This window comes from Sphingomonas sp. GW821-FHT09B04, from assembly GCF_059418285.1.
In genome coordinates this window covers 228,824-247,441 of the sequence record NZ_JBWKPO010000003.1, presented here as the reverse complement: position 1 = coordinate 247,441, position 18,618 = coordinate 228,824, and the positions used below count along the sequence as shown (strand labels likewise).

The window sequence follows — 18,618 nt, the reverse complement described above, 5'->3', positions numbered from 1 at the left end:
TCTTTTTCCGAACAGTTTCCCGGCTGAAAGCAAGCGCCTTGTCGCGCACCACTCCGGCGCAGCGGCGTTCAGGAGACAAATCCATGACGGATCACGGGATCAGGGGAAAAACGGTGCTCATCGCGGGCGGCGCGAAGAATCTGGGCGGCCTGATTGCGCGGGATCTGGCGGCGCAAGGCGCCAAGGCGGTCGCGGTCCACTATAACAGCCCGGCGACCGCGGATCAGGCGGCGGAGACGGTGGATGCAATTCGCGCCGCCGGGGCCGAAGCGGTCGCCATCCAGGCCGATCTCACCAGCGCGGGCGCGATGGAGAAGCTATTCGCCCACACCGTCAATGCGATCGGGCGGCCGGACATCGCGATCAACACTGTGGGCAAAGTGCTCAAGAAGCCGATCGTCGAGATCAGCGAGGCCGACTATGACGCGATGAGCGCGGTCAATGCCAAAGCCGCGTTCTTCTTCCTCAAGGAAGCAGGCCGGCATGTCACCGACAATGGCAAGGTTTGCACCTTGGTGACCTCGCTGCTCGGCGCCTACACACCCTTCTACGCCAGCTATGCAGGCACCAAGGCGCCGGTCGAACATTTCACGCGCGCCGCATCGAAGGAGTTCGGCGAACGCGGCATTTCGGTCACCGCGATCGGGCCGGGTCCGATGGATACTCCCTTCTTCTATCCCGCCGAGGGGCCGGAGGCTGTGGCCTATCACAAGACCGCAGCAGCATTGTCGGCCTTCACGCCGACCGGGCTCACCCATATCGAAGATATCGTGCCGTGGATTCGCTTTTTGGTCAGCGACGGCTGGTGGATGACCGGGCAGACGATTCTGGTCAATGGCGGCTACACCACCAAGTGACGCCCCGGGGCTGGCGCCGCGCGCGCCAGCCTATTTCTTGCGCTTGAAGTCCACCGCGACGACGTTCGACCCGTCTTCCACGGGGACCGCCACCGGCGGGCCGTCATTCTCGGCCTCTTCGTGCGGTTCGGGGCCATCGGGGTCCTCGGCCGCCTGAAAGCGGAGCTCGAAATTGACCGCGGGGTCGTGGAACCCGGTGATCGCCGCGAACGGGATCACCAGCATCGACGGAATCTGGTTGAAGCTCAGGCCGACCGAGAATCGTTCGTCATCGACCTTCAGGTCCCAGAATCGATGCTGCAGGACGATCGTCATCTCGTCCGGAAAGCGTTCGATCAGCCGATCGGGGATGTCCACGCCCGGCGCGCGGGTCTTGAAGGTGATGTAGAAATGATGCGTCCCCGGCAGAGCACCGGTGGCTGCAACCTGGTCGAGCACACGGCCGACCACTGCGCGCAGGGCTTCCTGCACGATCTCGTCATAGGGAATCAGGCTGTCGGGTACGTTACCGGTCATGGGGACATTGCCTACAGCCCTCCCCGCACCGGTCAAGATGGACTGCACGCCAAGATGAACTGCGGGCGCGCATAGCTTCGCCATCATTGCATGGTCCCGCGACAGCGCTATGGAGCGGCCATGCGCACCGCGACGATCAGCCGCAAGACCAGCGAGACCTCGGTCGACGTAACGGTCAACCTCGACGGCACCGGCGCCTATGCCATTTCGACCGGCATCGGCTTTTTCGATCACATGCTCGAGCAGCTCTCGCGCCATTCGCTGATCGATCTCGACGTGAAAACCGTAGGCGACCTCCATATCGACCAGCACCACACGGTCGAGGATACCGGCCTCGCCATCGGCGAAGCCGTCGCCAGGGCGCTCGGCGACAAGCGCGGCATCCGCCGCTACGCCGACGCGCTCAGCCCCATGGACGAGACGCTGACCCGCGTCGCGATCGACATTTCGGGCCGCCCCTATCTCGTGTGGAAAACCGAGTTCAGCCAGAAGCGGCTCGGCGAGATGGACACCGAGATGTTCGAGCACTGGTTCCACAGCTTCGCGCAGACCGCGGGTGTGACGCTGCACATCGAGACGCTTTACGGCCAGAACAACCACCACATCGCCGAGGCCGCGTTCAAGGGCCTCGCCCGCGCGCTGCGCCAGGCGGTGGAGATCGACCCGCGCAAGGCCGATGCGATTCCCAGCACCAAGGGCACGCTGTAGCGATGGGCGCTCGCTTCGAGTATCAGCCATGACCATCGCGCTGATCGATTACGGCGCGGGCAATCTCCATTCGGTCCATAATGCCCTAAAGGCCGCGGGTGCAGGCGACGTCATCGTCACCGCTGATCCGGACATGGTAGCCAAAGCCGATCGGATCGTGCTTCCCGGCGTCGGCGCGTTCGGCGCGTGCGCCTCGGGTCTGCGCAATATTCCCGGCATGGTCGAGGCACTCGACCAGCGCGTACTGCGGGACGCAGCCCCCTTTCTCGGCGTGTGCGTCGGCATGCAGCTGCTGGCGAAGACCGGTGAAGAACTGGGCACACATCAGGGTCTCGGCTGGCTCGACGGCACTGTCCGCGAGCTTCCAGCGAACGATGTCCGCGTCCCGCATATGGGCTGGAACGATGTCGTGCCGGTCGTGCCCCACCCGCTGATCGAGCCGGGCGAGGCCTATTTCCTCCACAGCTTCGCCTATGACGGTGAGGCCGTTCTCGCCACGACCGAACATGGCGGCCCCGTCACCGCCGCGATCGGCCGCGACAATTTCGCCGGGGTGCAGTTCCACCCCGAAAAGAGTCAGCGCTACGGGCTGGCGCTCCTCGAACGCTTTTTAAGGTGGAACCCGTGATCGTCTTCCCCGCCATCGACCTCAAGGCCGGTCAGGTCGTCCGTCTTGCCGAGGGCGATATGACCCGCGCCACCGTTTATGGCGAGAACCCCGCCGCGCAGGCCGATGCCTTCGCCAGGGCCGGAGCGACCCACCTCCATGTCGTCGACCTCGACGGCGCATTCGCGGGCGAATCGATCAATGGTGGCGCCGTCGCCGCGATCCTCGCGCGCTTTCCGGGCAAGGTTCAGCTGGGCGGCGGCATCCGCAACCGCGCCGCGGTCGAGCGCTGGATCGACATGGGCGTCAATCGCGTCGTGATCGGCACCGCCGCGCTCGAAGACCCCGGCTTCGTCCGTGAAGCCGCCGCCGCGCATCCCGGCCAGATCGTCGTCGCGGTCGATGCGCGCGACGGCTTCGTCGCGACCAAGGGCTGGGCCGAAGTCTCCACGGTCTCGATCGCCGAACTCGGCCACCGGTTCGAAGATGCCGGCGTCGCCGCACTGCTGTTCACCGATGTCGGCCGCGACGGCCTGCTCAAGGGCTGCAATGTCGAGGCGACCGTGGCGCTTGCCGCCGAAGTCTCGATCCCCGTCATCGCGAGCGGCGGAGTCGCGGACATCTCCGACATCCACGCGCTTGTCGGCCAGCCCGGCATCGAAGGCGTCATCACCGGCCGCGCGCTCTATGACGGCCGCCTCGACCTCGCCGAGGCGCTGAAAGCCGCGGCATGACCGTCCGCGCGCGCGTCATCCCCTGCCTCGACGTCGCCAATGGCCGCGTCGTCAAGGGCGTGAACTTCGTTAACCTGCGCGACGCGGGCGACCCCGTCGAGCAGGCGCGCGCCTATGACGCCGCGGGCGCGGACGAGCTCTGCTTCCTCGACATCACCGCCAGTCATGAGGCGCGCGGCACGATCATCGACGTGGTGCGCCGCACCGCCGAAGTGTGCTTCATGCCCGTCACCGTCGGCGGCGGCGTCCGCACCGCAGAAGACGCACGTGCGCTCCTCCTCGCGGGGGCGGACAAGGTCGCGGTCAATTCCGCCGCGGTCACCCGGCCCGAGGTCGTCAGCGAGATCGCCGAACGCTTCGGCAGCCAGTGCGTCGTCGCCTCGGTCGATGCGCGCCGCGTGGCGCCGGGGCGTTGGGAAGTCTTTACCCATGGCGGCCGCAAGCCCACCGGCATCGACGCGGTCGAGCATGCGCTCCATCTCGCAAAACTCGGCGCGGGCGAGTTGCTGCTCACCTCGATGGACCGCGACGGCACCCGCGACGGCTATGACCTCGACCTGATCCGAACCGTCGCCGATCAGGTGACCGTCCCCGTCGTCGCGAGCGGAGGGGTCGGCAATCTCGACCACCTCGTCGCCGGCATCCGCGACGGTCACGCCAGTGCCGTGCTCGCAGCCTCGATCTTCCATTTCGGAGAAGCGAGCATCGCCGACGCCCATGCCGCGCTCGCCGCAGCAGGAATTCCGGTGCGGAGTCACGGTTAATGCTTTTGCAGCGGGATCCACCTACATCGCTTACCTGATGATCCGCGCCGTCCTTCTCTCATTGCTCGCCGCCGCACCGGCGCTCGCTGCACATAGCGGAGAGGTTACGCGGCGCACGATGCCCGAACTCTCGGACCTCGCGCTTGCTGCAATGGCTGCGGCCGGCATCTGGCTTGCTCAGCGTGCCATGCGTCGCCGGAAGCGCCCGCCAAAGGATTGACAGCGGCGGCGCCCTGCCCGACTGCCCTCCGCATGGCCGACATCCTCGACACGCTCGAAGCCGTGATCCGCGAGCGCCGCACCGGCGATCCCGCGAGCTCCTATGTCGCAAAGCTTACCGCAAAGGGCCGCGCCAAGATCGCGCAGAAACTGGGCGAAGAAGCGGTCGAGGCCGCAATCGCCGCGGTTCAGGACGACCGCGAAGGCCTGACCGGTGAAGCAGCGGACCTGATCTTCCATCTCCTCGTCCTGCTCGCCGATTCGGGGCTGTCGCTCGACGACGTCCGCGCCGAACTGGCTCGCCGTGAGGGCATCTCCGGAATCGATGAAAAGGCCAGCCGACATGCCGATTGACGCGACCCTGCCCTATGACGACCAGAACATCTTCGCGAAGATCCTTCGCGGCGAAATCCCCTCGAAGCGCGTCTATGAGGACGCGTTCGCCATCGCCTTCCATGACATCAACCCGCTCGCACCGACGCACCTGCTGGTGATCCCGACCGGACCCTATGTGTCGTGGGACGACTTCTCCGGACGCGCGTCGGACGCTGAAATCGCAGGCTTTGTCCGCGCCGTCGGCATCGTCGCCCGCGAAGCCGGTGCCGTCGAGCCGGGCTATCGCCTGCTCGCCAATGTCGGCATCAACAGCGGGCAGGAGGTTCCCCACCTCCACGTGCACGTCTTCGCCGGCAAGCCATTGGGGCCGATGCTGACGCGATAAGCTGCGCACTTGGGGGATTGCACCATCCCATTTTGCAGCTAGGGTCCCGGCTTTCGTATCAGCGGCGACAAGGCAAGAACCTAGCCGCATTGGGGGAAGTTGCATGATATTCGGGCGCGTAAAACCACTCGACGCCATCCTAGCCACAGCCGAAAAGAAATCGCTCCACCGCTCGCTGGGAGCGTTCCAGCTCACCATGCTCGGCATCGGCGCGGTGATCGGCACCGGCATTTTCGTTCTCACCGCCGAAGCGGCGCAGAAGGCCGGTCCCGGCATGATGCTGTCGTTCGTGATCGCCGGCGTTGTCTGCGCGGTCGCGGCGCTCTGCTACGCCGAAATGGCGGCAATGGTCCCCGTCTCGGGTTCGGCCTACACCTATAGCTATGCCGTGATGGGCGAGTTGATCGCGTGGATGGTCGGCTGGGCCCTGATCCTCGAATATGCCGTTGCCGCAGGCGCGGTATCCGTCGGCTGGTCAGGCTATGTGGTGGGATTGATCGAGAACGCTTTCGCGGTCGACATACCCGACGCACTGGTGCGCGGCCCCTATGATGGTGGCATCGTGAACCTGCCCGCGATGGCGATTGCCGGTCTCGTCACCTGGCTGCTGGTGATCGGCACCAAGGAAAGCGCGCTCGTCAATTCGATCCTGGTTCTGGTCAAGGTCGCCGCGCTGACGCTGTTCATCGTCCTGGCGGTGCCGGTGATGAACATGCAGAACTTCGAGCCGTTCTCGCCGCTCGGCTTTGCCGGCGTGTCGGCCGCTGCTGCTTCGATCTTCTTTGCTTATGTCGGCTTCGATGCGGTCTCGACCGCAGCAGAAGAAACCAAGAACCCCCAGCGCAACATGCCGATCGGCCTCATTGGCTCGCTCGCCATCTGCACCATCTTCTACCTGCTCGTCGCCGCCGGCGTGATCGGCAGCGTCGGCGCTCAGCCGATTCTCGGCGCTGACGGCGCGGCGCTGGCACCGGGTAGCACCGAGCTGGCCAAGGCTTGCGTTGAGACCGCAGCCGCGACCGGCAAGGAAGCGGTGGTCTGCTCGAAGGAAGCGCTCGCCTGGACGCTGCGTGAAATCGGCTGGCCCCAGATCGGCAATCTGATCGGCCTCGCCGCCGGCCTCGCACTGCCTTCGGTCATTCTGATGATGATGTTCGGCCAGACCCGCATCTTCTTCGTGATGAGCCGCGACGGCCTGCTTCCCGCCGTGTTCTCGAAGGTTCACCCGAAGTTCCACACCCCGCACGTCATCACCATCCTGACGGGCATTTTCGTGGCGCTGTTCGCGGCCTTCTTCCCGGTCGGCAAGCTCGCCGACATCTCCAACTCGGGCACGTTGTTCGCCTTTGCTGCGGTGTCGATCGCGGTGCTGGTGCTTCGCCGTACCGACCCGGACCGCAAGCGGCCGTTCCGCACGCCGCTGATCATCATCACCGCGCCGATCGCGATCCTGGGCTGCGCCTATCTGTTCTACAGCCTCGGCCATGACACCAAGATGATGTTCGTGATCTGGGCCGCGATCGGGCTTGCCGTCTATTTCGGCTACAGCCGCCGCAAGAGCCATGTCGGCCAGGGCATCATCGAGACGCCTGAGCATGAGGCGTATCAGGAGCTCGACCCGCCGGTTCCCGGCACGCACTGATCCGCACAGGGCACAGGAAAAGGGGCCGGAAGAGCGATCTTCCGGCCCCTTCTTCATTCCGGTGTCTGAATTTACTCTGCGAAGGTCAGCGCGGCGGCGGCCAGCGCGCCGAGCGCCAGCAGCGCTTCGATCCGCCCGCGGTCACCGCGGTCGCGCCCTGCGTCACGCAGTTTCGATGCGGCGAGATACGCCTCGCGAGCGATCTCCGATTCCGCACCCCAGCGCAGCCCCAGCAGCGAGGCCGCGGGCCGGTTCCTCACGATCAGCAGGTCCAGAATTTCGGGGCCAGCCACCGCGCCCATCTCGCGCTTGTAGCCCGAATCGCCAGCGCCGAGGTCGATCGTCTCGACTCCGGCCTTGCGCGCCTGATCCAGCTGATACGCCGTCACGATCTTGCCCGGCCGGAACGCTGCGAATTGCTGATCATAGCTGCTGGCGATGCCGTACTGCATCGCGCCGGATCTGAGGTCGAACGAGAAGGCCGTCGGCTTGCCGCCGACCCACAGGATCGTCGCCGAAAGCGCCTCCGCCAGAACCGGATCGGCAACCGCTTCCAGCCAGCCGGCGCGCTTGGCGTCGGTCAGGAACTTGGCGCCGGTCCCGTCGGTGCCCGTCCCGACCCAGCTTGCCGCCTCGATCGCCGCCAGATCATCGAGCACCGCGGCGTTCCAGTCAGCGCCGGACACATGCCGGATCGCGACGGCGCCCAGTTGCTCGAGCTGGCGCTCGTAATTGGCGAGCCGCCGCCGCGTCGACCGCCGCGGCCAGGCCTCGTCGCGCGCATCGAACAGGAAGGTGCGCCCAAGCTTGCGCGTCAGCACCGTCCAGCCCGCGACAGCCGCCGCGCGCTTGATCCGTGCGGTCGCGGGGTCGTCGGCATAGATCGGCCCGATCCGCCACGCGGGACCCAGCGCCGATATGCTTGCGGGGTGGGCGAAGAATGCCGTCAGCTCCGCATCGGTCGCATCGGGATTGAGCGGTACCGAGCGGAACGGCCAATAGCTTCCGGGGATGCTGCGTGCGCCGATCAGCGTCGGGCCAAGCGGCGCCGTGGGCAGCGCGGCGACCGGCGTGCCGTCGCCACGGATGGCAGCGATCGTTGCCGCGCCCTCTCCTGCCGCCATCCGGTACCAGGCCGCGCGCAGAAAGCCGTGCGACGCATCCGCACGCCCGGCCAGATCGTCGAGCAGCGCAGGAACGCCATCGTGCAACCCGACAAAAATTGTCGGTTCGCTATTCGATCGTTCCGATTCCCACGCCTGTTGCATCCGCTTTCCCATGCTCGCGCCCGGGATAGCCGCAAATCGCTGACATAAGGTAAGCGGCGGCCCGGTTTTCGCCGGGCTCGCCGGTTGAGGTCAGCCCAGCTTGGCTTCCGCCAGCGCCTTGAGGTTCACCTCCGGCCGCGCGCCATAATGGCTGATGATCTCGGCCGCGCAGACCGCGCCGAGCTTCAGTGACTTTTCGAGCGTCCAGCCCTGTGCCTGACCGTGCAGAAAGCCGGCAGCGAACAGGTCGCCGGCACCTGTCGTGTCCACGACCTTATCGATCGGCTCAGCAGGCACTTCGGCGCGCGTGCCGTTGGAGACCGCAATCGCGCCCTTTTCGCTGCGCGTCACCACCAGCACAGAAACCTGCCCCGAGACCTTGGCGACGGCCGTTTCGAAATCTTCGGCCTCAGCCAGCGCCAGCAGCTCGTTCTCGTTTGCGAACAGGATGTCGATCAGCCCTTCGGCAATCAGCTTGCGGAAATCGTCGCCATGGCGGCTGATGCAGAACACGTCCGAAAGCGTGAAGGCGACCTTACGGCCGGCATTGCGCGCAATCTCGATCCCCGCACGCATCGCCTGGCGCGGTTCTTCCGGATCCCACAGATAGCCTTCGAGATACAGGATCGCTCCGCCAGCGATCAGGTCGCGGTCCAGCGCCTTTTCGGGCAGGAACTGCGAGGCGCCGAGGAAGGTGTTCATTGTGCGCTGCCCGTCGGGGGTCACGAAGATGAGGCAGCGCGCGGTCGATGGTGCGCCGCTGCGCACTTCGGTCGTAAAATCGACGCCGGTGGCGCGCAGGTCGTGCGCGAACACCTGGCCGAGCTGGTCGTCGGCGACCTGACCGATGAACGCGCAGCGGCTGCCCAGCGCGGCCATGCCGGCGACGGTGTTGCCCGCCGATCCGCCCGAAATCTCGCGCCCCGGACCCATGCGGTCATAGAGCGCATCGGCCTCTTCCGGCGAGAAGATCAGCTGCATCGAGCCCTTGGCGACGCCAATTTCTTCGATGAAGCTGTCCTCGGCCGAGGCGAGGACATCAACGATGGCGTTGCCGATGGCGACGACGTCATGCACGGGTGCGGTCACATTGATCTCCGGTGAAAGTTTTCGCGCGCCTAGTGGACACAGCGCTTCCACGCAACTGCGTTGACTTATCCACCCGCGCCGGCCCATCCATGCCCCCGATGCTTGATGCCTTCCTTCTTTCGGTTCGCCAGCTTGGCGACAAGCGAATCCTGAGCGTGTTCGTAAAGTCGATGCTGCTGACATTGGCGATCTTCGCCGCACTCGGCACAGCGATGTGGTTCGGCGTCGATGCGCTGGTCCGGCACTATTTCGAAGGGAGCGAAACCACTGCTACTGCGGCTTCCGCCGTTGCCCTGCTGATCGCCCTCTTCGGCGGCTGGCTGCTGTTCCGCGCCATTGCGGTGGCGGTGATCGGCCTGTTCGCGGACGAGGTGGTTCATGCGGTCGAAGCGAAGCACTATCCGTCACGCTTCGCCGAGGCGCGCGACCTGTCCTTCGCGCGTTCGCTCGGCATGGGCGCCCGCTCCGCCGCCCGCGCATTGCTGGTCAATCTGGTGCTCGCACCGCTTTACATCGTCTTGCTCGTCACAGGGGTTGGCACCGCACTCGCATTCTTCCTCGTCAATAGCTGGCTGCTGGGTCGTGATCTGGGCGAGATGGTCGCGGTGCGGCATTTGCCTGCCGCCGACCTCACCCGCTGGCGGTCGGCGACGCGGTTGTCGCGCTTCACCCTGGGCGCCGCGGGGACCGCATTGTTTTTCGTGCCGTTCGTCAATTTCGTCGCGCCGATCCTGGGTGCTGCGATGGCGACGCACCTGTTCCACCGAAGGACGATCCAGTGAAGATTATCGCATCTGCCGCCCTGCTGATCCTGCTCGCGGGCTGCGGCGGCACCGCCGCGCCACCCCCGGTTGTCCGCGCCGCGCCAATCCCCGTGCCTCAGCCGGGCATGGCGGCGCTCACAACGGTGATGGGAGCGAGTGCCAACGCGTTGATCGCGCAGTTCGGCCGTCCGCAGCTTGACATGACCGAGGGCAGCGCACGCAAACTTCAGTTCGGTGGGCCGATCTGCGTGCTCGACGCCTATCTCTACCCGCCCAAATCGGGCCGCGGCGACGCCACCGTCACCTTCGCCGAAACCCGCCAGCGCGACGGCAAGCCAATCGATCAGTCGAGCTGTGCAGCGGCCCTCAAAGCGAGCCGGGGAAAGTAAGCCGCGCCCGCGCCCATTGGGCCGCCTCCACCACCACCGGGTCGGGATCGCCGAGCAATGCCTCAACTGCAGGCAACAACGTTCGATCCCCGCTATTCCCGGCGGCGATCAGACAGTTGCGCATCATCCGGTCGCGCCCGATCCGCTTGATTGGGGATCCGGAGAAGACCTGCCGGAACCCGGCATCGTCGAGCACTAGCAGGTCCCCCAGTTCCGGCGCGGTCAGCTCGGCGCGCGGCGCGAACGATAGGTTCGCTGCTGCCGCGGCCGCGAACTTGTTCCACGGACACACCGCGAGGCAGTCGTCGCAACCATAGATGCGGTTGCCAATCCCTTCGCGGAACTCCTCGGGGATCGGCCCCTTTAGCTCGATCGTCAGGTAGGAGATGCAGCGCCGCGCATCGAGCTGATAGGGCGCGGGAAAGGCATCGGTCGGACAAGCCGTCTGACACGCATCGCACGAGCCGCAGCCGCCGCGCTCGCGCGCGCTCGGCTCAAGCTCCAGCGTCGTGTAGATCGCGCCGAGGAACAGCCAACTGCCATGATCGCGGCTCACCAGATTGGTGTGCTTCCCCTGCCATCCCAGCCCCGCCGCCTCTGCCAGCGGCTTCTCCATCACCGGCGCGGTATCGACGAACACTTTGAGGTCGCATCCCGCATTCTCTGCGAGCCAGCGCCCCAGCGCCTTGAGCGCCTTCTTCATCACATCGTGATAATCCGCGCCCTGCGCGTAGATCGAGATGCGCCCGCGGTCGCCTTCTCCGGCAAGCGCAAGCGGATCGCCGACGGGCGCATAGCTCATGCCGAGCGAAATGACGCTGCGCACCTCCGGCCACAGCCCTGCGGGACTCTCACGGTGATGCGCGCGCTCCGCCATCCAGATCATGTCGCCGTGCCGCCCGTCGGCGAGCCATTCGTGCAGCCGCTTGCCTGCCAGCGGTGCGGCATCGGCGCGTGCGATTCCGCATGCCGCGAAGCCCAGCTCCGCCGCCTTTTCGCGGATCGCCGCCTCCAGTGACTTGCCTCCGTGCATCACCGCCCGCTACCACGAGATGAGAACCAAGGGGATTCCTGTTGAGTATTGAACTGGCGGTCAGCGCTACCGGGCTGGTGAAGCGCTTCGGCAACCGCCGGGTGGTGGACGGCGTTGATATCGCCGTACCAAAGGGCATGATCTATGGCGTGCTCGGTCCCAATGGTGCGGGCAAGACGACAACGCTGCGCATGCTGCTCGGCATTATCGAGCCCGATGAGGGCGAACGCAGGTTGCTTGGCAGTGAACGCCCGCGCGAAGTGAGCGACCATGTCGGCTACCTCCCCGAAGAGCGCGGTCTCTATCCCGGCATGAAGACGACGCAAGCGATCGCGTTTATGGGCGCGCTGCGTGGTCTGGACTGGCGGACGGGCCGGAATCGTGCGGCGCAATTGATGGAAGCCGCTGGCCTTGGTCACGCCACCGACCAGAAGATCCGCAAGCTCTCCAAAGGCATGGCCCAGCTCGTCCAGCTGCTCGGCTCGGTCGTCCACCAGCCCGACCTGCTTGTTCTCGACGAGCCGTTTTCGGGTCTCGACCCGGTCAATCAGGAGCGGCTCGAAAAGCTCATCCTCGCCGAACGCGACCGCGGCGCGACCGTGCTCTTCTCTACCCATGTCATGGCCCATGCCGAGCGGCTGTGTGACCGGCTCGCAATCATCGCCGGCGGCAAGGTGCGTTTCGAAGGCACCGTCGCCGATGCGCGTTCCACCCTGCCGTTCAAGGCGCATTATGTCCCACACCATCCCAATGACGGCATCCGCGCCCTGCTTCCTCCCGACGCCGCGCCCGAAGGCGACGGCTGGCGCTTCACCTTGCCCGACGAGGGGATCGAAGCGACGCTCGTGAAACTGATCGACGCCGGCTACGGCATTTCGGGTCTTTCGATCGAGCGCCCCAGCCTGCACGACGTGTTTGTCCGGATCGTCGGCGCGAAGGCGCTCGCCGAATCCGAAGCCGCGCAAGCGGAGGTGCAGTCATGAGCAATCTCGTCCGCCTGATCCGCCAGACCATGACCATCGCTCGCCGCGATTTCGTCGCGACGGTGTTCACCCCTACCTTTTTGCTCTTCCTGTTCGCGCCGTTGATGATGGTCGGATTCGGTGCCGTAGGCGGTGGCGCGGCGATGTCGATCACCAAGAGCGGCGATGACAAGGCGCGCATCGTCCTTCTTGCCGATGGCGATCAGGCGCGCATCGCGATCGCTCAGGACCGCCAGCTTCGCCAGATGTTCCGCCCGATCGAGCAGCCGGCCCGGCTGATCGTCGAGCGTCCGGTCGCCAATCCCGAGGCGCAGGCCCGCGCGATGTTCGAGCGCAAGGAAAGCGATACCTATGCCGTGATGTACGGACCGCTCGACAAGCCGCTGATACTTCACAGCGGGAATGGCGGGAGGGAAGCAGGCTATCTCGCTTCGCTCGCCGATCATGTGCTGCGCGCCCAGCGCGCGGGCACCTCGGCACCACTTAGCGAGCCGACCAAGATCGTCGTCATTCGCGCGGGTGCCACCGCAGGCGGACATGGCCAGGCCGCCTTCTTCGCGGTCACAGCGCTGTTCATGATCAGCTTGCTGCTCGCCGGACAAGTCGTCGGCACCATGGCGGAAGAACGCTCGAACAAGGTGATCGAGGTGCTCGCCGCGGCGGTCCCGCTCGAAAGCGTGTTCTTCGGCAAGCTCGTCGGCATGTTCGGGGTTGCGCTGCTGTTCCTCGGATTCTGGGGGACCATCGTCATCAATGTCGGCTCACTGCTTCCCGGCAAGTTCGTCACCGCGTTCATCGATGTCGGCCCGGCCGTCGGACTGCCGATATTCGGCCTGTTGTTCGTCGCCTATTTCATAACCTCATATATGCTGCTCGGCGCAGTATTCCTGGGGCTGGGCGCACAGGCATCTACCCAGCGCGAGCTGCAGATGATGTCGCTCCCGATCACGATCTTCCAGGTCGCGATGTGGGGCATGGCGTCCGCTACCGCGCTCGATCCGGACAGCTGGCTGGCTACCGCAGCGGCAGCCTTCCCGTTCAGTTCACCCTTCGCCATGGTCGCGCGCGCTGCCAATTCCCCCGAACTCTGGCCGCACCTGCTCGCGCTCGCGTGGCAGGCTTTGTGGGTCGTGATCACCGTCACGGTCGCCGCCCGTCTCTTCCGTCGGGGTGTGCTTCAGTCGGGAAGCCCCGGCCTGCGGTTGCGTAAGAAAGCAGCGACCTGACGCCTCGCCGCACCACTATTGACAATCCTGTAAGCTAAGCCACTCTCCCGGACAAACATCAGTCCGGGAGAGTATAGTCATGGCAACCCTCGCGACCGAAGCCGCGCCCGCGCTCGATCCGCTCGACGTGACCCGGCCGGAGCTATACCGCGACGACCTGTGGCACGAGCCCTTTCGCCGCCTGCGCGCCGAAGCGCCAGTCTATAAGTGCGAGGACAGCGCGTTCGGCCCCTATTGGTCGCTCTCGACCTATAAGCCGATCGTCGAAGTTGAATCGCTGCCCGACATCTACTCGAGCCACGCGGGCGGAATCACCGTCGCTGATCTGATGCCCGAGGACATCAAGATGCCGATGTTCATCGCGATGGACCGCCCCAAGCACACCGGCCAGCGCCGCACCGTCGCGCCTGCATTCACACCCAGCGAGATGGTGCGAATGACCGGCGACATTCGCGCGCGCACCGCCGAGCTTCTCGACTCGCTTCCCGTTGGCAAGACGTTCGACTGGGTCGATACGGTCTCGATCGAGCTCACGACGCAGATGCTCGCTTTGCTGTTCGACTTCCCCTGGGAAGAGCGCCGCAAGCTCACCTACTGGTCCGACTGGGCTGGCGACATCGAGATCGCCAAGGACCCTGTCCGCAAAGAGGAACGCCGCAACATCCTGTTCCAGTGCGCCTCTGAATTCGGTGCGCTATGGAACTCGAAGCTCGGCAAGGATCCGACCCCCGACCTCATCTCGATGATGATCCATTCGGACGCGATGGCGGAGATGGACCAGATGGAGTTCCTCGGGAACCTCATCTTGCTCATCGTCGGCGGCAACGACACCACGCGCAATTCGATGAGTGCCTATGCCTGGGCGCTCGAACAATTCCCCGAAGAGCGCGCGAAGCTCGAAGCCAATCCCGAGCTGATCGCCAACACCACGCAGGAGATCATCCGCTGGCAGACCCCGCTCGCGCATATGCGCCGCACGGCGACGCAAGACGCGGAGCTGATGGGGCAGAAAATCAGCGAGGGAGACAAGCTCGTCCTCTGGTATCTCTCCGCCAACCGCGACGAAAGCGTGTTCGAGCGGCCCGACGACATTATTGTCGATCGTGCCAACGCCCGCCGCCATCTGGCGTTCGGCCACGGCATCCACCGCTGCGTCGGCGCGCGGCTGGCCGAGTTGCAGATCGGCGTGCTCATGGAGGAAATGGCCAAGCGCCGGCTGCGCCCGAACGTCATCGCCGAGCCCGAGCGCGTCTCGGCCTGTTTTGTTCATGGCTACAAGGCGATGCCGGTGGAGCTCAGCCGCTACTGAGACTCCAGCATATGGTCGGCCACGCTGTAGCTGTGGCTGGCCTGATAGGCGTTCCGGCCGCGATTCATATGCGTCAGGTTGAACCGCCGGATCGCACGCAACGCGCGTGGCGAAGCCATGAATTCGCGGATCGATGCGGCGCCACGGACCTTGATCCCGAACATGTCGGCGCCGCGCGGGAAGAACCAGCCGATATCGGCCGGCGTCGCGACGCAAGTATCGAGAAAGTCGGTGTCGAGCTGGTCCTGCACGGGTGAACCGTCCGTCGTGAAATCCGACAGGTGCAGGATGAAACGGGACCGTATGCCGTCCCCGTCCGCATAGAGGGTGAACAGCTCCATCCAGCTTGCGTTGACCCGTACCAGCGGCTTGTCCGAGGTCGAGGGCAGGCATGACACCGACCAATAGTCGCGCTCCGTCTGGCGCGGCACCGGGATGCACGTCCGGCCATAGCGGCCGAGGATTTCCAGCACGTCCTCGGCTTGCGGCCTGCGTGACAATTTCTCGAAGCGCACGGCGTATTTGAAGCGGTGCTCCAGATTCTCCGAACGCTCGCCGGAATCGCACAGATCGATCTCGCCATCCAGCCAGGCGCGCTGCGCGTCAAAGCCCACGAACCGGCGCAAGCCCTTGAGGTCATGGTCGGCTTTCATGTTGCTCATGCCTGTCTTTCCAGGTCGGTTGCGCATCAATTCGACCCCATTCCATTGACAGGCTGGACCCAGTTCGACCCGAATCAACTCTTCGCCAGATTTGCACCGGACGTAACCTTTTCCCATGTTCCTGCGTAGCTTCTCTGAAGTCTCGAAAAGGACGTCGCCATGTCTGTCACCCGCCGTCACTTCATCGCTGTCGCGAGCCTCGGGGGAATCGCGATCACGATCGGCTGCTCCTCACCCGAATCACACGCGGCGCAGCGGTTCGAATTCAGCCTGACCGATGCGGAATGGCGCAAGCGCTTGAGCCCCGCGCAGTACCGGGTGCTGCGGCAGGCAGCGACCGAGCGGCCCTATTCCAGCCCGCTCGACAAGGAAAAGCGCGAGGGCGTGTTCGCCTGCGCCGGTTGCGCGCTCCCGCTCTTCAACTCGCGGACCAAGTATAATAGCGGCACCGGCTGGCCGAGCTTCTACGCGCCGATCAGGGACGCTATCCGCACCCGGACCGACTACGCGATCGGCATCCCGCGCACCGAAGTGATCTGCCGCCGCTGCGGCGGACATCTGGGTCATGTGTTCGACGACGGCCCGCGCCCGACCGGCAAGCGCTATTGCATGAACGGACTGGCGATGACCTTCACGCCCGCCTGATGCCGGCGTGCGTCGCTAGCGGACCACGAACGTCACCGCCAGGATCACGCGCCATTCGACGACCTTGTTGTCGCGGACCACGCCCTTGGTGTCCTTGACCCAGACGCTTTCGATGTTCGCAACGGTCTCGCCGCATTTAGCGACACCGTCGCGGATCGCGTGCTCGATGCTCTCGGTTGAGCTCGAAATGACCTCAATGACTTTTGCAACCGCCATGGTCTGCTCCTGTCTACGATCGCCTTCCCGCCCGAGCAGAATAGCTCAGGCCTCGGCCGATGACAAAGACGGGTAGCCGGCGTGCCTTACTTCTGGAGCGAGGTGGTGATCCCGAACTTCTCGAGATCGACCGACGCGATGGTCACGCCGCCGAACAGGTCGTCGTCGCGCTCCAGCTTCGGCGTCTTGCCGGTGTAGATGAAGCCGTTGACCGGATAGGTCGAAGTGCCGAGGCCGCCGTTCGACGCGAACCACACCTTGACGCGGCTCCAGTCGCCCTGCTCGGACACGTCGATCGCGACCACATTCTTCTCGATGCCGCCGCGACGCGACCAGTTGGCGTGGGTCAGCAGCACTTCGCGGTCGCTGATCACCTTCGACACCATCGCGACATGGCCAAGGCGCATGCGCTGGGTCGAGGCGAAGGACATGACCGAACCGACCACCGGCTCGTCGCCACGCGCGTAACGGCCCTCGGCCTGCGCCCACCAGGTGTGGGCGTTGCCGAAGATCTGAACGCCGGAGATCATGCGAGCATAGGGGGCGCACTGCCAGAACTGCGCGTTCGCGGGAGCGATCGTCGCCAGGCAAAGCGCTGCCATCAGCGCGAATCGCGCTGCGATAACCTTGGCTGTCATGCTGGCCCCCTTCGACCCCGAATCTCGTTGAAGGGTTGGTGGCAGATCGGTTCCGGCCAGCCTAGCCCGCCGCGCCGCTTATCCGACGAGTCGTTTCGTCGCGGCGATGACTGACATTCTGTTCAGCTTCGACGCTAGGATACTGCCTTGAATCCCAGCCATCAGGCCGACCGTTACGCTGCCGACATCCAGTTGTTGCCCGAATGTCGCGCCCCGAATCCGTTTCAATCCTGGCCGTTCGGTTCGTCGCAACCTGTGTTGCAACGCGGAACCCTCTGTGATTCCTTATCTGAACGGCGGACGACGCGGGGTTAAGGCTGGTGTTAACCATCTTCAGGCATCCTCCGCTGTGAAGGAGTAAAGTGGGTGGGAGTGAAGGAGAATGAGCGCACGTAGCAAGCCGGCCGAAGGCGCGATGACGCTGGCCGAAATGAAGGAGTTCGCGGGCTTTGCCGCAGCGACGCAGCGTTATATTCGCCGCGCGCTCGACATCGGTCTCGATCGCACCGATGCGATGGAGCGCTGGTCTCGTGACGTGGTCGAAGCCGCCAGCATTCGTGCCCAGGCGCATATGTACGACCGCCTCCCCGAAATCCGAGCGCTGATCCCCGACGACAGCGGGCTCGATGCGATGGAGCCGTTCATGGCCCCGCTCATCACCGTTTCCGCTTTCGACCTGAGTCAGGGGCGGCTCACCAGCTTCTCCTCCTATCGCTTCCTCTATGAGCGGCTGGTCGGCGCCGAGGTGCGGCCATGGCTGCCCGCCGCCTTCTGCGCGGCGGCGGCGCTTCCGCATCTCCATCCGGACCTGCGGCGCAAGCTGCTCCAGTCGATCAGCGAAGCCGCGGCTACCGCGTCGGGCTGGTCGAACCGCCAGCCCGCCTTCTTCCCGCAATGGGTGGAAAAGGTCGGCACGGAGCCAATGCCGGGCTGAGACCTTCTGGGCGGGTCGGTCCTAACGGCAGACCCGCCACATCCGCTTCGCCTGATCCAGGTGGAAGTGGTCGCGGTGCGCCGCATTATAGTCGGGGCTCAGAACCGTCGAAAATGCCCCGCACGCGCCGTCGCGCACGTCACGCAGGAAGCGCGCCTTCGACCCCTTGGCCTCCCAATCGCCCACCAGCGTAATCCGCGTCCCGTCGGCCAGCCGGAACCCCGCGATGTCCACTGCATCAGCGGTCGAATGTTCGCTCCAGCTCGCCCCTTCGCGATTATACATCCTCCGGCAATTATAGCTGCCGAAATGCTCGATCTCGGCGACCTTCTGACCGAAATGGCGCTGCGCTGCGGGCTGGACCACTTCCCATTCCCACACGGTCAGCGCCGCGGCGACGGGACAGGACATGCCAAGATCCGACGGCGCAAGCCCAATCCGCCGCGGACCGCCTGTCCTGAACCGAACCGCGTCCTCATATCCGCACTTACCATTCGCCTCGCTGAGCGGCGCCAGCGCCGTATAGCGCACGCCCGCCTTGTCGAGCACCTTGCGGCATCCCGCAAAATCATCGGTCAGCGCCGCCAGCTTGCGCCCGGTGAACAGACCCACCGGCTGGCGCAGGTCGAGATCGGTCCAGGGCAAATCCTCCGGCCGGCCGCGCACCATCGCATAGAAAAGCAGCAGCAAGGTC

24 protein-coding genes are annotated in these 18,618 nt (G+C 65.1%); 16 read left to right on the top strand and 8 right to left on the bottom strand.

What is annotated here, in order from left to right:
- The first annotated feature begins 83 nt into the window (after window positions 1–83).
- Window positions 84–857 (top strand): SDR family oxidoreductase, encoded by a 774-nt coding sequence (locus AC07NK_RS10690; protein WP_495170573.1) that lies wholly within the window; start codon window positions 84–86, stop codon window positions 855–857.
- Window positions 858–887: 30 nt separating this feature from the next.
- Here AC07NK_RS10690 and AC07NK_RS10685 read toward each other — a convergent pair whose 3' ends face one another.
- Complete coding sequence (locus AC07NK_RS10685; RefSeq protein ID WP_495170572.1) at window positions 888–1,373, bottom strand: SspB family protein; 486 nt, start codon at window positions 1,371–1,373, stop codon at window positions 888–890.
- Between the two features lie 120 nt (window positions 1,374–1,493).
- Between AC07NK_RS10685 and hisB the strand changes: the two genes are divergently transcribed.
- The 8 genes from hisB to AC07NK_RS10645 all read left to right on the top strand — a co-directional run bounded on the left by hisB (window position 1,494) and on the right by AC07NK_RS10645 (window position 6,768).
- On the top strand, window positions 1,494–2,081 hold the full coding sequence (hisB, locus tag AC07NK_RS10680; protein WP_495170571.1) for an imidazoleglycerol-phosphate dehydratase HisB: 588 nt from the start codon (window positions 1,494–1,496) through the stop codon (window positions 2,079–2,081).
- 28 nt (window positions 2,082–2,109) lie between these two features.
- Complete coding sequence (gene hisH, locus AC07NK_RS10675) at window positions 2,110–2,709, top strand: imidazole glycerol phosphate synthase subunit HisH (protein WP_495170570.1); 600 nt, start codon at window positions 2,110–2,112, stop codon at window positions 2,707–2,709.
- The gene (gene hisA / locus AC07NK_RS10670; protein ID WP_495170569.1) at window positions 2,706–3,422 is read left to right on the top strand and encodes a 1-(5-phosphoribosyl)-5-[(5-phosphoribosylamino)methylideneamino]imidazole-4-carboxamide isomerase; all 717 of its coding nucleotides are present in this window, start codon (window positions 2,706–2,708) and stop codon (window positions 3,420–3,422) included. Before hisH ends, hisA begins: the two co-directional genes overlap by 4 nt.
- Window positions 3,419–4,186 carry an imidazole glycerol phosphate synthase subunit HisF gene (gene hisF, locus AC07NK_RS10665; RefSeq protein ID WP_495170568.1) on the top strand — a complete coding sequence of 256 codons (768 nt, stop codon included), beginning with the start codon at window positions 3,419–3,421 and terminating at the stop codon, window positions 4,184–4,186. The genes hisA and hisF overlap by 4 nt, the downstream gene beginning before the upstream one ends.
- A 37-nt stretch (window positions 4,187–4,223) precedes the next feature.
- The gene (locus tag AC07NK_RS10660) at window positions 4,224–4,406 is read left to right on the top strand and encodes a hypothetical protein (RefSeq protein WP_495170567.1); all 183 of its coding nucleotides are present in this window, start codon (window positions 4,224–4,226) and stop codon (window positions 4,404–4,406) included.
- Window positions 4,407–4,438: 32 nt separating this feature from the next.
- Window positions 4,439–4,759 (top strand): phosphoribosyl-ATP diphosphatase, encoded by a 321-nt coding sequence (locus AC07NK_RS10655; RefSeq protein WP_495170566.1) that lies wholly within the window; start codon window positions 4,439–4,441, stop codon window positions 4,757–4,759.
- Window positions 4,749–5,126, top strand: coding sequence for an HIT domain-containing protein (locus AC07NK_RS10650; RefSeq protein WP_495170565.1), 378 nt, complete (start codon window positions 4,749–4,751; stop codon window positions 5,124–5,126). Before AC07NK_RS10655 ends, AC07NK_RS10650 begins: the two co-directional genes overlap by 11 nt.
- Before the next feature lie 103 nt (window positions 5,127–5,229).
- Entirely contained in the window at window positions 5,230–6,768 is a 1,539-nt protein-coding gene (locus AC07NK_RS10645) for an amino acid permease (protein WP_495170564.1), read from the top strand.
- A gap of 71 nt (window positions 6,769–6,839) precedes the next feature.
- Here AC07NK_RS10645 and AC07NK_RS10640 read toward each other — a convergent pair whose 3' ends face one another.
- On the bottom strand, window positions 6,840–7,979 hold the full coding sequence (locus tag AC07NK_RS10640) for a GNAT family N-acetyltransferase (protein WP_495170563.1): 1,140 nt from the start codon (window positions 7,977–7,979) through the stop codon (window positions 6,840–6,842).
- Window positions 7,980–8,126: 147 nt separating this feature from the next.
- Complete coding sequence (locus AC07NK_RS10635) at window positions 8,127–9,125, bottom strand: adenosine kinase (RefSeq protein WP_495170562.1); 999 nt, start codon at window positions 9,123–9,125, stop codon at window positions 8,127–8,129.
- An 89-nt stretch (window positions 9,126–9,214) separates the two neighbouring features.
- Here AC07NK_RS10635 and AC07NK_RS10630 point away from each other — a divergent pair, with 89 nt between their 5' ends.
- Window positions 9,215–9,907: an EI24 domain-containing protein gene (locus AC07NK_RS10630; RefSeq protein ID WP_495170561.1), complete on the top strand. Its 693-nt coding sequence runs from the start codon at window positions 9,215–9,217 to the stop codon at window positions 9,905–9,907.
- Entirely contained in the window at window positions 9,904–10,278 is a 375-nt protein-coding gene (locus AC07NK_RS10625; RefSeq protein ID WP_495170560.1) for a hypothetical protein, read from the top strand. The genes AC07NK_RS10630 and AC07NK_RS10625 overlap by 4 nt, the downstream gene beginning before the upstream one ends.
- Here AC07NK_RS10625 and queG read toward each other — a convergent pair.
- Entirely contained in the window at window positions 10,256–11,311 is a 1,056-nt protein-coding gene (gene queG / locus AC07NK_RS10620) for a tRNA epoxyqueuosine(34) reductase QueG (protein ID WP_495170559.1), read from the bottom strand. The two genes, AC07NK_RS10625 and queG, sit on opposite strands and share 23 nt — an antisense overlap.
- A gap of 41 nt (window positions 11,312–11,352) precedes the next feature.
- On the opposite strand from queG, the gene AC07NK_RS10615 reads away from it, so the two are divergent.
- From AC07NK_RS10615 to AC07NK_RS10605, 3 genes are all read left to right on the top strand, one after another.
- Window positions 11,353–12,294, top strand: coding sequence for an ABC transporter ATP-binding protein (locus AC07NK_RS10615; protein WP_495170558.1), 942 nt, complete (start codon window positions 11,353–11,355; stop codon window positions 12,292–12,294).
- A complete protein-coding gene (locus tag AC07NK_RS10610) occupies window positions 12,291–13,520 on the top strand; it encodes an ABC transporter permease (protein WP_495170557.1) in 1,230 nt (409 codons plus the stop codon). The genes AC07NK_RS10615 and AC07NK_RS10610 overlap by 4 nt, the downstream gene beginning before the upstream one ends.
- Before the next feature lie 79 nt (window positions 13,521–13,599).
- Window positions 13,600–14,829 carry a cytochrome P450 gene (locus tag AC07NK_RS10605; RefSeq protein WP_495170556.1) on the top strand — a complete coding sequence of 410 codons (1,230 nt, stop codon included), beginning with the start codon at window positions 13,600–13,602 and terminating at the stop codon, window positions 14,827–14,829.
- On the opposite strand, the gene AC07NK_RS10600 is transcribed toward AC07NK_RS10605, so the two are convergent.
- Window positions 14,823–15,491 (bottom strand): hypothetical protein, encoded by a 669-nt coding sequence (locus AC07NK_RS10600; RefSeq protein ID WP_495170555.1) that lies wholly within the window; start codon window positions 15,489–15,491, stop codon window positions 14,823–14,825. The two genes, AC07NK_RS10605 and AC07NK_RS10600, sit on opposite strands and share 7 nt — an antisense overlap.
- Window positions 15,492–15,650: 159 nt before the next feature.
- Here AC07NK_RS10600 and msrB point away from each other — a divergent pair, with 159 nt between their 5' ends.
- Window positions 15,651–16,136, top strand: a complete 486-nt coding sequence (gene msrB / locus AC07NK_RS10595) for a peptide-methionine (R)-S-oxide reductase MsrB (RefSeq protein WP_495170554.1) — start codon at window positions 15,651–15,653, stop codon at window positions 16,134–16,136.
- 15 nt (window positions 16,137–16,151) lie between these two features.
- On the opposite strand, the gene AC07NK_RS10590 is transcribed toward msrB, so the two are convergent.
- Window positions 16,152–16,352, bottom strand: coding sequence for a dodecin family protein (locus AC07NK_RS10590; protein WP_495170553.1), 201 nt, complete (start codon window positions 16,350–16,352; stop codon window positions 16,152–16,154).
- A gap of 86 nt (window positions 16,353–16,438) precedes the next feature.
- Window positions 16,439–16,990 carry a CHAP domain-containing protein gene (locus tag AC07NK_RS10585; protein WP_495170552.1) on the bottom strand — a complete coding sequence of 184 codons (552 nt, stop codon included), beginning with the start codon at window positions 16,988–16,990 and terminating at the stop codon, window positions 16,439–16,441.
- 382 nt (window positions 16,991–17,372) lie between these two features.
- Between AC07NK_RS10585 and AC07NK_RS10580 the strand changes: the two genes are divergently transcribed.
- Window positions 17,373–17,924: a hypothetical protein gene (locus tag AC07NK_RS10580; RefSeq protein WP_495170551.1), complete on the top strand. Its 552-nt coding sequence runs from the start codon at window positions 17,373–17,375 to the stop codon at window positions 17,922–17,924.
- 21 nt (window positions 17,925–17,945) lie between these two features.
- Here AC07NK_RS10580 and AC07NK_RS10575 read toward each other — a convergent pair whose 3' ends face one another.
- On the bottom strand, window positions 17,946–18,593 hold the full coding sequence (locus tag AC07NK_RS10575) for an extensin-like domain-containing protein (RefSeq protein ID WP_495171004.1): 648 nt from the start codon (window positions 18,591–18,593) through the stop codon (window positions 17,946–17,948).
- Window positions 18,594–18,618: the final 25 nt, after the last annotated feature.